The sequence below is a fragment of the Delftia sp. DLF01 genome (assembly GCF_014852125.1).
Lineage (GTDB): Bacteria > Pseudomonadota > Gammaproteobacteria > Burkholderiales > Burkholderiaceae_C > Comamonas > Comamonas acidovorans.
Map to the genome: position 1 here is coordinate 560,964 of NZ_JACVAZ010000001.1, position 13,514 is coordinate 574,477.

General features: G+C 67.8%; 11 protein-coding genes and 1 pseudogene. 8 read left to right on the top strand and 4 right to left on the bottom strand.

From position 1 onward, the window contains the following. Window positions 1–13: 13 nt before the first annotated feature. From gltS to IB269_RS02515, 4 genes are all read right to left on the bottom strand, one after another. Window positions 14–1,243, bottom strand: a complete 1,230-nt coding sequence (gene gltS / locus IB269_RS02500) for a sodium/glutamate symporter (protein ID WP_012206832.1) — start codon at window positions 1,241–1,243, stop codon at window positions 14–16. Between the two features lie 137 nt (window positions 1,244–1,380). After that, the gene (locus IB269_RS02505; protein WP_043819117.1) at window positions 1,381–3,015 is read right to left on the bottom strand and encodes an alkaline phosphatase D family protein; all 1,635 of its coding nucleotides are present in this window, start codon (window positions 3,013–3,015) and stop codon (window positions 1,381–1,383) included. Window positions 3,016–3,075: 60 nt separating this feature from the next. After that, window positions 3,076–4,674, bottom strand: a complete 1,599-nt coding sequence (locus tag IB269_RS02510; protein ID WP_192366351.1) for a GGDEF domain-containing protein — start codon at window positions 4,672–4,674, stop codon at window positions 3,076–3,078. A gap of 58 nt (window positions 4,675–4,732) precedes the next feature. Then, on the bottom strand, window positions 4,733–5,713 hold the full coding sequence (locus IB269_RS02515) for an NADPH:quinone oxidoreductase family protein (RefSeq protein ID WP_012206829.1): 981 nt from the start codon (window positions 5,711–5,713) through the stop codon (window positions 4,733–4,735). A gap of 117 nt (window positions 5,714–5,830) precedes the next feature. Between IB269_RS02515 and surE the strand changes: the two genes are divergently transcribed. From surE to rlmN, 8 genes and pseudogenes are all read left to right on the top strand, one after another. Beyond that, a complete protein-coding gene (gene surE / locus IB269_RS02520) occupies window positions 5,831–6,634 on the top strand; it encodes a 5'/3'-nucleotidase SurE (RefSeq protein ID WP_013801165.1) in 804 nt (267 codons plus the stop codon). Continuing rightward, entirely contained in the window at window positions 6,631–7,419 is a 789-nt protein-coding gene (locus IB269_RS02525; RefSeq protein ID WP_065346020.1) for a protein-L-isoaspartate(D-aspartate) O-methyltransferase, read from the top strand. Before surE ends, IB269_RS02525 begins: the two co-directional genes overlap by 4 nt. Window positions 7,420–7,432: 13 nt before the next feature. Then, window positions 7,433–8,311: a peptidoglycan DD-metalloendopeptidase family protein gene (locus tag IB269_RS02530; RefSeq protein WP_012206826.1), complete on the top strand. Its 879-nt coding sequence runs from the start codon at window positions 7,433–7,435 to the stop codon at window positions 8,309–8,311. Continuing rightward, window positions 8,311–9,381, top strand: coding sequence for an RluA family pseudouridine synthase (locus IB269_RS02535; RefSeq protein WP_034396294.1), 1,071 nt, complete (start codon window positions 8,311–8,313; stop codon window positions 9,379–9,381). Before IB269_RS02530 ends, IB269_RS02535 begins: the two co-directional genes overlap by 1 nt. Window positions 9,382–9,491: 110 nt before the next feature. Then, window positions 9,492–10,301 (top strand): SMC-Scp complex subunit ScpB, encoded by an 810-nt coding sequence (gene scpB, locus IB269_RS02540; protein WP_192366352.1) that lies wholly within the window; start codon window positions 9,492–9,494, stop codon window positions 10,299–10,301. 383 nt (window positions 10,302–10,684) lie between these two features. Continuing rightward, window positions 10,685–11,260, top strand: a pseudogene (locus IB269_RS29295) (pseudouridine synthase); the annotation flags it as partial. 610 nt (window positions 11,261–11,870) lie between these two features. Further along, window positions 11,871–12,296, top strand: coding sequence for a nucleoside-diphosphate kinase (gene ndk, locus IB269_RS02550; protein ID WP_012206822.1), 426 nt, complete (start codon window positions 11,871–11,873; stop codon window positions 12,294–12,296). 92 nt (window positions 12,297–12,388) lie between these two features. Next, window positions 12,389–13,513: a 23S rRNA (adenine(2503)-C(2))-methyltransferase RlmN gene (rlmN, locus tag IB269_RS02555; protein ID WP_034396288.1), complete on the top strand. Its 1,125-nt coding sequence runs from the start codon at window positions 12,389–12,391 to the stop codon at window positions 13,511–13,513. The last annotated feature ends 1 nt before the right edge of the window (window position 13,514 follow it).

Genomic DNA, 13,514 nt, shown 5'->3' on the forward strand with positions numbered 1-13,514 from the left:
GTGTTTGCGATGGTCAGTGCAGCCAGCGGATGAACAGCTGGATCACCGTGGCATTGACGATGTCGACGAAGAAGGCGCCCACCATCGGCACGATGAGGAAGGCCTTGTGCGAGGGGCCGTACTGGTTGGTGATGGCCTGCATGTTGGCCACGGCCGTGGGCGTGGCACCCATGCCGAAGCCGCAGTGGCCGGCGGCCAGCACGGCCGCATCGTAGTTGCTGCCCATGATGCGGAAGGTCACCAGCGCGGCATACAGGCCCATCACCAGGGTCTGGGCCGCCAGGATCACCATCAGCGGCGCCGCCAGCCCCGCCAGCTCCCACAGCTTGAGCGACAGCAGGGCCATGGCCAGGTAGATGGACAGCGAGGCATTGCCGAAGACGTCGATGGCCCGGTCGAATACCTGGAAGTGAAAGACATAGTCCAGCGTATTGCGGATCACGACGCCGCCTGCCAGCGCCCAGACGAAGGTGGGCAGGGAGAACAGGGTGCCGGCGGTGAACTGCGCCATGAACTCGGCAAAGCCCAGGCAGCCTGCGAACAGGGCCAGTGTTTCTATGGCCGCGCTGGTGGTGATCAGGCGCGTCTGCTCGGGGTTCTCAAAGCCGCCGTGGCTTGCACTTTCGCCCAGCGGGGGCTGTTTTTCGGGGGCGGCTGCAGGGTCGTGCACGGCAAGCCTGCGGCGCGTGATCAGGGCCTTGGCCAGGGGGCCGCCGATCAGGCCGCCGATCACCAGTCCGAAGGTGGCACAGGCAATGCCCAGCGTGACCGCGCCCTGGATGCCGTACTCGCGCTCGAAAACCTGGCCCCAGGCGCCTGCCGTGCCATGGCCGCCCGTCAGGGTGACGGAGCCTGCGATCAGCCCGAACAGCGGATCGAGCCCGAGCATCGTGGCCAGGCTCACGCCCACCAGGTCCTGCAGGCCGATGAAGACGGCGACCACGGCCAGGAACAGCAGCAGCGAACGGCCGCCTTCGCGCAGCTTGGCGAAATTGGCGCTCAGCCCGATGGAGGAGAAAAACACCAGCATGAAGGCCATCTGCAGCTCGCTGCTGAAGCTGAAGGTGTAGCCCAGGGTCTGGTTGAGCACGAACAGGGCGACGGCGACGACCAGACCGCCGGCCACGGGCTCGGGGATGTTGAATTCGCGCAGCAGGCGCAGGTGCTGCACCAGCCATTTGCCCAGCAAAAGGACGAGGGCGGCGAAGATCAGGGTGTAGTAGGCGCTGAAAGTCAGGTGCATGGCTTCCGTGTTCTGGTGGGCGGGGCAAGGCAGCTCACCATACGATAGGCGGCATGCCGGGTGGCGATGTCAGGATAGCCACTGATTCCGAGGCCTGCTGAAAGTGCCCTTCGGTCGTGCCCTGCGTCAGTGCCCTGTCAGCTGGCTACGGGGCCGGGCCGCCTGTCCTCGACGGTGAAGCGGGCCAGCGTGTAGATGCGGCTGTCGGCGCGCATGGGGTTGGCCACGGCACGCAGCTCGCTGGTCCAGCGTTCGGGCGTGATGTCTGCCAGGCCATAGCCGCGTTCCTCGCAGCGTGCGTACAGCACCTGCGGGTTGTGGGCGACGATGGCATCGACCTTGGCCTGTGTGGTGCCGCTGCGCGAGGTGATCGAGGTGCTGCAGAACTCGCTGGCCACGATGGGGTTGCGCCGTTCGGGCGCGGCCTCGGGATCGGCGTGCACGGCACAGACGTAGTTCTGGTGCAGGTCGCCGCCCAGCAGCACGCTGTTGCGCGGCGTGGGCTGGGCGCCCGGCGTGAGGTGGCGCACCAGGCGCTGGCGCGCGGCCGGGTAGCCGTCCCAGCTGTCCGTGGCCTGCGATCCCGAGGGCGGCCGGTGCGCCGACAGCAGGGTGGGCTGGGCCAGGATGCTCCAGCGCGGCCCCTCGCTGCCCTGGTGGCGTGCGTCCTCGGCCAGTTGGCGGTACAGCCACTGCTCCTGGGTCCAGCCCAGGAAGCTGCGCGCCGTGTCCGACAGGGCGGCACATTGCGCAGGGCGCACGCTGCCCTTGTCTGCCTCGCCCTCGATGCGGCAGGCCTGGGCGCTGCGGTACTGGCGGCCGTCCAGCAGATGCAGCCGGGCCAGCCGGCCCCATTGCAGGCTGCGGTACAGCTGCAGTCCGCCGCCGCCATGCGATGCCCCGGCGCCCGTCAGCGCGCTGGCGCGCAGCGGCATGTTTTCGTAGAAGGCCTGCCAGGCGGCCATGCGCCGGGCCAGGAAACGCGCGGCATCGCCCTGGCCCTGGTCGCCCGCGTAGTTGTTCTCCACCTCATGGTCGTCCCAGCCCACGGACCAGTTGCACAGGGCATGCGCGGCCTGCAGCAGCGGGTCGCTCTTGTGCAGGGCGTAGCGGTCGCGGTAGTCCTGCAGGGTCTGTGCGGCGCGCAGGCTGTGCGTGCGGGCCAGGCCCAGCGTCATGGCGGGCGTTGCGTATTCGTAGATGTAGTCGCCCAGGAAGATCACCAGGTCCGGCGCATCCTGCACCACCTGGCGCCAGGCCGCGTAGTAGCCGTGCTCCCAGCGCTGGCAGGAGGCATAGGCCAGGCGCAGGCGCTGCGGCATGCTGCCGGGGGCGGGCGCCGTGCGGCAGCGGCCCGTGCCGCTGACCGCCTGTCCCAGCATGAAGCGGTAGTGGTACCAGCGGTCGGGCGCCAGTCCTCCCACCTGCACATGCACGCCGTGGCCCCATTCGGGCTGGGCCATGGCCTCGCCGCTGCGCACGATCTGGCGGAACAGCGGGTCGTGCGCCAGCTCCCAGCGGATCTTGAGCGCAGGCATGGCCGTGGTGTCGGTCTCGCCCAGCTGGGCCAGCGGTGGCGTCAGCCGCGTCCACAGCAGCACGTTGTCGGGTTCGGGGTCGCCGCTGGCCACGCCCAGCGTGAAGGGGTTGTGCGCAGGCCGCTCGCCCAGCCGGGCCCAGGCAGGCAACTGGCCCAGCGCCGTGGCCAGGCCCGAGCCGACCAGAAACTGGCGCCGCGGTGCAGGGACGGAGGCGCGGAAGGGCAGGTGCATGGCGGTTCGGGGCAGGTGGCGCAAAAAAGCGGGGAAAGACGGGGCGTGGCCCTGGGTGGATCAAAGGCCGGCGCCTGCATTTCCAACTGGCTGCCATTGTGCGCCTGATGCCGTGGCAATGCAGTGCTTGCCGCGCTCCTTGGCCTGCAGCATGGCGGTGTCGGCGCGGCGCAGCACGTCCATGCCGTTTTCGTGGCTTTGCAACTGGGCCACGCCCGCGCTGAAGCTCAGGGGCCGGGGCGCGGGCTGGCCTGGGGTCTGCGCAGATGCTGGCAAAGGCGCCTGCTCCAGCAACTGCAGAAGGCGCTGCAGCGCCTGGGCGCCTGCTGTCTCCGGGGTCTGCGGCAGCAGCAGCACGAAGGCCTGGCCTTCATAGCGGCCCACCACGTCTTCCGGGCGCAGCCCTTGGCGCGCCAGCTGGGCCACATGCACCAGCGCGGCATCGCCCATGGCATGCCCCAGCTCGGCATTGAGGGCCTGCATGCCGTCCATATCGACCAGGGCAACGCTCAGCGGCTGGCCATGGCGCTGTGCGCGTGCCACCTCGCGGTCCAACGCCTCGCTCACGCCCAGGCGGTTGAGCTGGCCGGTCAGCGGGTCGTGGCGTGCGCGGCGCGCGGCCTCGTCCAGCTCCTGCTGCAGTGTTGCGATGCGGGCCTCGCAGGCATCGACATGGGCGCGCAGCGCCTGCAGCTCCTCCTGGGCCACGCGGCTGCCGGCGGCCATGGTGCGCGTGGCCTCCAGCACCTGCTGCAGCAGCGGGGCTGCGTCTTCCAGGCGCTGGATGCCGTCCAGCTGGCGTGCCGCCTCTTCCATGCGGGCGCCCAGCGTTTCGTTGCTGCTCGTGATCTGCGCCAGGTGCTGGACGAAGCCGCCCAGCATGTCCCTGAGCGCCTGCTGCGCGGCGGCCATGCCGTCCTGCAACTGCAGGCGCCGGTGGATCACGGTCTGCAGCTCGCGCCGTGCATCGGCCAAAGGCGCGGGCGACAGCGGCGGGGTGATGGCCTGCTCGATGGCCGTGAGCTGCTGCACCAGCCAGCTGCCATGCGTGGGGTCCTGGGCCAGGTGCTGCACCAGGGTCTGCAGCAACTCCTGCATCAACTGCAGGACCTGAAGCTGGTCGGCGATGGCGAACGACAGCTGGTAGTGCTGGTCGTGCAGGCGCCGCGCCAGGGCCTTGGCATCCACGGGCGGCGATTGCAGCTGCTCCATCAGCTGCTGGTGCAGTTGCCCGGTTTTGGTGTCCTGGGTGTCCAGCAGCGTGGACAAGGCCTCGAAGCGCCGTGCCAACTGCTGGGTCAGGTCGTCGGGCAGGGCCTGGACGGGCGGCGGCACGGGCAGCTCCACGGGCCTGGCCTCATGGGCAGGCGGCTGCAAGGCCGCGTTGGCATAGGCGGTGATGACCTGCTGCAGCCCTTGCCAGTCGCTGCGCTCTATGGCGGCGCCCAACTGGTCGCGCAGGCGCTTCTGTCCGGGCGTCTGCGCAGGCAGCAGCGCGTGGACATGGCGCAGCGGGCCCTGGGGAAAGCTGGCGGGGCCGGGCTCGCCGGCCGCCTGTTCATAGAGGCGGGTGTAGTTTTCCGGGGTGGGCGGCAGGCGGTTCAGCGCCAGTTGCCGCAGGGTTTCGCGTGCCAGTTCGGAAGCGGAGCGCTCGGCCATGGGTGGGCAGTTGTTTCAGAATGCAATGCCCTCCAGTGTGGCATGGCCAGCGCCCGGTTCACTGCTCGTTGACCATCACCAGCTTGCCCTGCACCTGGCGCGATCCCATGCGCGCATAGGCAGCGTGCAGCTCGGCCATGGGCATGGTGCGGTCGATCACGGGCTTGATCTTTCCCTGGCCGTACCACTGCGCCAGCTCCTGCATCATGGCCGCATTGGCCTTGGGCTCGCGCCGGGAGAACTCGCCCCAGAAGACTCCCACCAGCGATGCGCCCTTGAGCAGCGGCAGGTTCAGCGGCAGGGCAGGAATCGGGCCAGCGGCAAAGCCCACGATCAGATAACGGCCGCGCCAGGCGATGGAGCGGAAGGCCGGCTCGGCGAAGTCGCCGCCCACGGGGTCGTAGACCACGTCCGGGCCCTTGCCGTCGGTGGCTTCCTTGATGGCGGCGCGCAGATCGCCCTGGCTGTAGTTGATGGTGGCATCGGCGCCCTGTGCCTTGCACAGTGCGCATTTCTCGTCGGTGGAGGCCGCTGCGATTACACGCGCACCCGCCGCCTTGGCGATCTGGATGGCGGCCGTGCCCACGCCGCCCGCTGCGCCCAGCACCAGCACGGTCTCGCCCGCGCGCAGCTGGCCGCGGTCGATCAGCGCATGGTGCGAGGTGGCATAGGTCATGATGAAGGCCGCCGCATCGACGAAGCTGAAACCGTCTGGCAGCGGCATGCACAGCGCGGCCGGCGCCAGCGTATGGGTGCCGAAGCCCCCCGTGCCCGACAGGCAGGCCACGCGCTGGCCCACGGCCAGGTGGCTCACGCCTTCACCCACGGCCTGGACCACGCCCGCGTACTCCGAGCCCGGCACGAACGGCAGCTCAGGCTTCATCTGGTACTTGTTCTGCACGATCAGCAGATCGGGAAAGTTCAGGCTGGCCGCCTTCACTTCGAGCAGTACCTGCCCCGGGCCCGGCGTGGGCGTGGGCAGCTGCGTCCACTGCAGTTGATCGACGCCTGTGGGCGTGGTGCAAAGCCAAGCATGCATGGTGGTTGTCTCCTGTGATTGAATGCCTGGCCGATGATAGGAGTGTGGTGGGAATGCCTCCTGTCCCTCGGGCGACGAGACGCCCGCCTACAATCGCCCGCAATCCCTGCTGTATCCATGAAGATTCTCATTTGTAACGACGACGGCTACCAGGCGCCCGGCATCCAGGCCCTGTACGAGGCGCTGCGCACGGTGGCAGACGTCGAGGTGGTGGCACCGGAGCACAACAACAGTGCCAAGTCCAACGCCCTGACGCTGAACGCGCCGCTGTATGTGCACCAGGCCCACAACGGCTTTCGCTATGTCAATGGCACGCCTGCGGACTGCGTGCACATCGCCCTGACCGGCCTGCTGGGCTACCGGCCCGACCTGGTGGTCTCCGGCATCAACAACGGCGCCAACATGGGCGACGACACCATCTATTCCGGCACCGTGGGCGCCGCCATGGAAGGCTTTCTGTTCGGCATTCCCTCCATTGCCTTCTCGCAGGTGGACAAGGGCTGGTCCGAGATCGAGGCCGCTGCCGCCGCCGCGCGCCAGCTGGTCATGGACATGCAATCGCAGGAGCTGATCGGCCTGTCGCCCTGGCTGCTCAACGTGAACATTCCCAACATGCCCTTGTCCGCGCTCAAGCCCCTCAAGCTGTGCCGGCTGGGCCGCCGCCATGCGGCCGAACGCGTCATCACCCAGGAGAGCCCGCGCGGCGAAATGATGTACTGGATAGGCAGCGCAGGCGCGGCCAAGGATGACTCGGAGGGCACGGACTTCCATGCCACGGCGCACGGCCATGTGTCCGTCACGCCGCTGAAGGTGGACCTGACCGACCACGACAACCTGGGCTACTGGGCACAGACGGCGGCCAGGCTGGCGTCGGCCGGCCAGGGCGTGCAGGCAGCCCAGGGCGGGGCGGTGCAACCGTGAGCGAGCGCCGTCCCGGAGTTCCCTCGTGGGTGGCGCGCTCGGTGCAGACCCCTGCGCCGGCCTCGCGCGCGGCGCCTGCGCGCTCTGCGCTGGCGCCGGCCGGTGCCCGTGCCCCGCAACAGCCTTCGGGCATCGGCCTGGACTCGGCCGCCGTGCGCGCTCGCATGGTGCAGCGGCTGGCTGCCACCGGCATACAGTCGCCGGCCGTGCTGGCCGCCATGGGATCGGTGGAGCGCCACCGTTTTGTGGACAGCGCCCTGGTCAACCAGGCCTATGAAGACACCAGCCTGCCCATTGGCCTGGGCCAGACGATCTCCAAGCCCAGCGTGGTCGCCCGCATGACCGAACTGCTGCTGGGTTCGGAAGCCGCGAAGTCGGGCCTGGGCCGCGTGCTGGAAATCGGCACGGGCTGCGGCTACCAGGCGGCGGTGCTGGCGCGCGTGGCACGCGAGGTCTATTCGATCGAGCGCCTGCGCGGCCTGCACGAGAAAGCGCGCAGCAACCTGCGTCCCTGGCGGCTGACCAATGTCCATCTGATCTTTGGAGATGGCATGGAAGGCTATGGCAGCGGCGCGCCGTATGCGGGCATCATCTCGGCCGCTGGTGGCGAGAGCATGCCCTCGGCCTGGTGCGACCAGCTGGCCGTGGGCGGGCGTCTTGTCGCCCCCATGGTGGTTACGGGTGGTAAGCAGGCACTGCTGGTGATTGACAAGAGTTCACACGGGTTTACGCAGTCGATTTTGGAGGCCGTGAACTTTGTCCCCCTAAAATCGGGCATCGCCTAGAAGGGAATAACTTATGTTGGTATCGCGAAGTCTTGGGGCTTGGGGAACGGTGGTGCTGGCCGGCATGGTTCTGGCAGGCTGCACATCCCAAGTGAACAGGGCTCCCGTGGAGGACCGTGGAACGACCACCACCTCCTCCACCTCTTCCTCGCCATCGGCAGCCGTCAAGCCGCTGCCCGGCGTCGAAAACGCCGGCAAGCCCGGCTACTACACGATCAAGCCCGGTGACACGCTGATCCGCATCGGCCTGGAAACCGGCCAGAGCTGGAAGGACATCGCGCGCTGGAACAATCTGGAGAACCCCAATCTGATCGAAGTCGGTCAGGTGGTGCGCGTCGTGCCGCCGACCAGCTCGGACAGCGTCGGCACGCGCCCGTCGTCCACTGCCTCCTCCACGCCCAGCGGCTCGCCCGTGGTGGCAACGCCGCTGCCACCCGTGGCATCGTCGGGCGGCTCCACGGCAACGCCTGCGCCCGCACCGACCCCGGCACCCGCCCCTGCACCCGCAGCCGGCAAGGGCGCCGACGATGTGGACTTCATCTGGCCTGCATCGGGCAGCCTGATCGCCGGTTTTGACGAGGCGCGCAACAAGGGTTACGACATCGCAGGCAAGGCCGGCGATCCCGTGATGGCCGCTGCCGATGGCCGCGTGGTCTATGCCGGGGCCGGCCTGCGTGGCTATGGCAACCTGATCATCCTCAAGCACAACAACACCTACCTCACGGCCTACGCGCACAACCAGACGCTGCTGGTCAAGGAAGACCAGACCGTGCGCAAGGGCCAGAAGATCGCCGAGATGGGCAGCACCGACGCGGACCGCGTGAAGCTGCACTTCGAGGTGCGTCGCCAGGGCAAGCCTGTCGATCCTTCGCGCTACCTGCCTTCTCGCTGATGAGCCGCAGCACCAGGCAAACCGGACAAGCCCCTGCCCCGCAGGGGCTTGTTTCTTCTGCGCCCGGCGAATCGCCGTGGGAGCCGGTCGAGGACGAGGCCGAAGGCGGTGAGGTCGAGGCTGCCGCAGCCGAGCTGCGCGAGATCACCGTGCCGCCGGCCCAGCACGGCCTGCGCGCCGACAAGGTGCTGGCCGAATGCGTGGCCGAGTTCTCCCGCAGCTATCTACAGCAACTGCTGGCGCAGGGCGCGGTCACGCTCAATGGGCGTGTGCTGGTCAAGCCGGCCACCAAGGTGGCCGCCGGCGACCGGATGGTGCTGGAGATGCGGCCCACGCAGCAGAGCATGGCCTTCCAGCCCGAGGACATGGCGCTGGACGTGGTGTATGAGGACGAGCACCTGCTGGTCGTCAACAAGCCGGCTGGCCTGGTCGTGCACCCGGCTCCGGGCAATTGGACGGGAACCCTGCTCAACGGCCTGCTGGGGCGCGACCCCAAGGCGCGCGAGGTGCCGCGCGCCGGCATCGTCCACCGCCTGGACAAGGACACCAGCGGACTCATGGTGGTGGCGCGCAGCCGCGCCGCCATGGACGCGCTGGTGGCCATGATCGCCGCGCGCGATGTCAGCCGCCAGTACCTGGCGCTGGCCCACAAGGCCTGGGGCCCGCGCAAGCGCCGCGAGGTCGATGCGCCCATCGGCCGCGACCCGCGCAACCGCCTGCGCATGGCCGTGGTCGATCTGGCACAGCATGCAGGCAAGACCGCGCGCACCGACATCGACCTGCTGGCCGGCAACGAGGAAGTCAGCCTGGTGCGCTGCACGCTGCACACGGGCCGCACCCACCAGATCCGCGTGCACATGGCATCGCTGGGCCACCCGCTGGTGGCCGATGCCGTCTACGGCGGCAAGGAGGCTGGCGGCATGGCGCGCCAGGCGCTGCACGCCTTCCGGCTGGCCTTCACCCATCCCATGACAGGCCAGGCCCTGGTGCTGCGCGCGCCGCTGCCGCCCGATATGGCACAGGCGCTGGAAAATTGGGGGCTGAGCTACAATCCCGCCGAAAGCCTCTGACCATCTCTCGCATGGCATCCGTGGAGCGCTTGCTTCCTCTTCTTTGATTCGGCGCACCCTGGCTGCCACCTCTGGTGGCACGCGCGCCTTTGTTCCCGAGACGCTGAGCCATGAATACGGTAGATGCCAAGCGGGTCCTGGAAACTGCATTGATCTGTGCGCCGCAGCCTGTCACGCTGCGTGAGCTGCGCTCGCTGTTCGATGACGTGCTGGGCTCCGACACGCTGAAGGACCTGCTGCTGGACCTGCAGAAAGACTGGGCGCAAAAGGGTGTGGAGCTGGTGCAGGTGGCGTCTGGATGGCGCTTCCAGAGCCGGCCCGAGATGCGGGTCTATCTGGACCGGCTGCATCCCGAAAAGCCGCCACGCTACACCCGTGCGACCCTGGAGACGCTGGCGATCATCGCCTACCGCCAGCCAGTGACGCGCGGCGACATCGAGGACATACGCGGCGTGACGGTCAACAGCCTGCTGATCAAGCAACTGGAAGACCGGGGATGGATCGAGGTCATTGGCCACCGGGAAACCGTGGGCCGGCCCTCGTTGTTCGCCACCACGCGCCAGTTTCTGGACGACCTGGGCCTGCAGTCGCTGGACCAGTTGCCCATGCTCGAGGAGCCCGAATCCCAGCAAAGCCTGTTCAAGGCGCTGGAAGAGTCGGGTGCGCAGGAATTGGCAGCGGACGAGGCCGCGCCAGTCGGTGACGCTCCCTTGCCCGAAGAGCCCCAGGGCGAGACAGATGCCCCGGAATCGGACGGGGCAGATGCCGCAATGGCCGCAGATACGGCTCAAGCAGATACAGCAGACCTGGCGGATGCGGCAGACGCAGCGGATGCGACAGAGGCAACAGACGCAACGGATACAGCGGATACAACGGATACGGACGGCGCTGCAAAGCAGGCCGAAGAAGGAAAGCCATGACGGGTAGTGATATCTCCAAAGACCAGGACGCCCAGCCGGCGTCCGATGAGGCCGGCGCGCAGCGCAAGGCCCGCCCTGCGCGCTCGCGCGCTCCCAAGGCCGGGGCGCGGCCCGGCGCCAAGCCTGTGCGCAAGCCGCGTCCGGCCGCCGAGGCGGTGCATGCCGAAGACACCGTGCAAGAGCTGGTGACGGCTGATGCATCAGAGCCGACCGACTCAGGGTCTGTCGAAGGCTACGATTTTGCGGACGTCATCTCGGGCGAGCTCGACGCCGCCGAAGAACGCGACGATGCCGCGCCTGCCAAGCGCGTGCTGCTGCCCCAGGTCGATTCGCCCAAGCTGCACAAGGTGCTGGCCCAGGCCGGGCTGGGATCGCGCCTCGAAATGGAGCAGCTCATTCTTGAAGGCCGCATCTCGGTCAACAACGAGCCTGCCCACGTGGGCCAGCGCATCCAGTTCGGCGACCAGATCAAGGTCAATGGCCAGCCCATCCGCTTTCGCATCGACCCGCCGCCGGCGCGTGTCATCGCCTATCACAAGCCCGTGGGCGAGGTCGTCACGCATGACGATCCGCAAAACCGTCCCACGGTGTTCCGCAAGCTGCCTCGCCTGCAGCATGGCAAATGGCAATCGGTGGGCCGCCTGGACCTGAACACCGAAGGCCTGCTGCTGTTCACCAGCTCGGGCGAGCTGGCCAACTCCCTGATGCACCCGCGCTTCGGCCTGGAGCGCGAATACGCGGCCCGCGTGCTGGGTGCGCTCAGCAAGGAAGAAAAGCAGCGCCTGACCGACGGCGTGCAGCTGGAAGACGGCGTGGCCGCCTTCGGCTCCATTGAGGACGGCGGTGGTGAAGGCGCCAACTGCTGGTACCGCGTGACCATTTCCGAAGGCCGCAACCGCGAAGTGCGCCGCATGTTCGAGGCGGTGGGCCATGCCGTGAGCCGGCTGATCCGCATCCGCTACGGCGCCATGGTGCTGCCGCGCGGCCTCAAGCGCGGCGCCTGGGTGGAGCTGGACCAAGCCGATATCCAATCCCTGGCTTCGGCAGCCGGCATGCAGGCGCGTGCGCCCGCTGCACCCAAGCCCCCGGCCGGAGGCCGCCGTGGTGGCCCGGCCGACCGCAACACCGTTCGCCGCGAAGGCGGCGGCCGCTACTTCGACGGCAATCGCCCGGCGCCCAACGCCATGCTCGACGGCCCGCGTGCCAAGCCTGCCGCCAAGGGCGGCAAGGCTGACGGCGGCCAGGGTCAGGGCAAGGGGCAGGGCGGCGCAGGCGGGCGGGGCAAGGGCGGCGGCAGCCAGCAGCCCGATCCGATGCGTACATCGGTGGGCTACATCGGCTCCGACAGCCTCTCGCGTGCACGCCAGAACGCCAAGCGCAAGCCGGGAGGACGCCGCTGAAAGGCGGCCGGGCCGTCCGCCTTCTGGTTCATCCAGAGGTGGTCGGCCCGCCCTGTAAGCCTGCCATTTGGCAGCACCATGTCATCAAGGACTTTGATGGCACAGCTAGAATCAACGGTTTTGTCCAATTGACAAAAATCCATAGTAACCCTGATTAGGAACCATTCAAATGGCCATCGAACGCACTCTTTCCATCATCAAGCCCGACGCCGTTGCCAAGAACGTGATCGGCCAGATCTACGCACGCTTCGAAGGCGCTGGCCTGAAGGTCATCGCTGCCAAGATGGTGCACCTGTCGCGCGGCGAAGCCGAGCAGTTCTACGGCGTCCACAAGGAGCGTCCTTTCTTCAAGGACCTGGTGGACTTCATGGTCTCCGGCCCCGTGATGATCCAGGCTCTGGAAGGCGAGAACGCCATCCTGAAGAACCGTGAACTGATGGGCGCCACCGACCCCAAGAAGGCTGAGAAGGGCACGATCCGCGCCGACTTCGCCGACAGCATCGACGCCAACGCCGTGCACGGCTCTGACGCCGCTGAAACTGCAGCCGTGGAAGTGGCTTTCTTCTTCCCCGGCATGAACGTCTACTCGCGCTAATCCCCGCGTCTTCCGCGGCCGTCATGGTCTGTCCGGTGCAGGCCGTGCCTGCCGCGGAAGAGCCGAGAGCGGCGTGGCACCGGCCTGCCGACATGAATACCAATTTGCTAGATTTTGATCTCGACGGACTTGCCGCTTACTGCGAGCAACTCGGCGAGAAGCGTTTCCGCGCGACGCAGCTGTTCCGCTGGATCCACCAGCGAGGCGCCAGCGACTTCGACCAGATGAGCGATCTGGCCAAGTCCCTGCGCGAAAAGCTCAAGGCGTGTGCCCACATCACGGCCCTGCCGGTTCTGACCGAGCATGTGTCTGCCGATGGAACAGTCAAGTGGCTGTTCGACGTGGGGGGCGGCGATGCCGTCGAAGCCGTTTTCATTCCCGAAGATGACCGGGGCACGCTGTGCGTGTCGTCCCAGGCGGGCTGCGCCGTGGGCTGCCGCTTCTGCTCCACGGGTCACCAGGGCTTCAGCCGCAACCTCAGCACGGGCGAGATCCTGGCCCAGCTGTGGTATGCCGAGCATGCGCTGCGCAAGCGCCTGGGCACGGGCGGCGAGCGCGTCATCTCCAACGTGGTGATGATGGGCATGGGCGAGCCGCTGCAGAACTACACGGCCCTGGTGCCGGCGCTGCGCGCCATGCTCGATGACCATGGCTATGGCCTCTCGCGCCGCCGCGTGACGGTGTCCACCTCGGGCGTGGTGCCGATGATCGACCGGCTGTCCCAGGACTGCGCCGTGGCCATGGCCGTGTCGCTGCATGCGCCCAATGACGAGCTGCGCGACCCGCTGGTGCCGTTGAACCGCAAGTACCCCATCCACGAGCTGCTCGATGCCTGCGAGCGCTACCTGGAATTCGCGCCCCGTGACTTCATCACGTTCGAATACTGCATGCTCGATGGCGTCAATGACCAGCCTGAGCATGCGCGCCAACTGATAGAGTTGGTCCGCGCGCGTGGCGATGGCCGCAGCTGGTGCAAGTTCAACCTGATTCCGTTCAATCCGTTCCCGGCCTCGGGGCTGCTGCGTTCACCCGCAGCGCGGGTGACGGAGTTCGCCAGCCTGCTGAGCAATGCCGGCATCGTGACCACGGTGCGCAAGACACGTGGCGACGACATCGATGCAGCCTGCGGACAGCTGGCTGGCGATGTCAAGGACCGCACGCGCGCTGCCGAGCGCATGGCCAGGCAGCGCACCATTGTTCTCAAGCAGGTGCCTTGAG